The organism is Streptomyces sp. AC550_RSS872 (assembly GCF_019049285.1).
Classification (GTDB): Bacteria; Actinomycetota; Actinomycetes; order Streptomycetales; family Streptomycetaceae; genus Streptomyces.
The window spans coordinates 1-276 of sequence record NZ_JAGMUL010000209.1 but is presented as its reverse complement, the minus strand read 5'-3'; the positions used below and the strand labels follow the sequence as shown (position 1 = coordinate 276).

General features: G+C 54.7%; 2 rRNA genes. Both read left to right on the top strand.

Annotated features, from left to right (window positions below):
- Window positions 1–76 (top strand): 23S ribosomal RNA (locus KUM44_RS44450); the annotation flags it as partial.
- A 104-nt stretch (window positions 77–180) separates the two neighbouring features.
- Window positions 181–276 (top strand): 5S ribosomal RNA (gene rrf, locus KUM44_RS44445); the annotation flags it as partial.

The following is a 276-nucleotide window of genomic DNA, read 5'->3' as shown; positions in this document are numbered from 1 at the left end:
TGGGTTGATAGGCCGGATCTGGAAGCACGGTAACGTGTGGAGGTGACCGGTACTAATAGGCCGAGGGCTTGTCCTCAGTTGCTCGCGTCCACTGTGTTAGTTCTGAGACAACGACCGTTGTCGGCTTTGAGCAGAACGCATAATTAAAGAGTGTGCTTGTTCGCTCGAAACCATTAGGGTTTCGGTGGTTATAGCGTGAGGGAAACGCCCGGTTACATTCCGAACCCGGAAGCTAAGCCTTACAGCGCCGATGGTACTGCAGGGGGGACCCTGTGG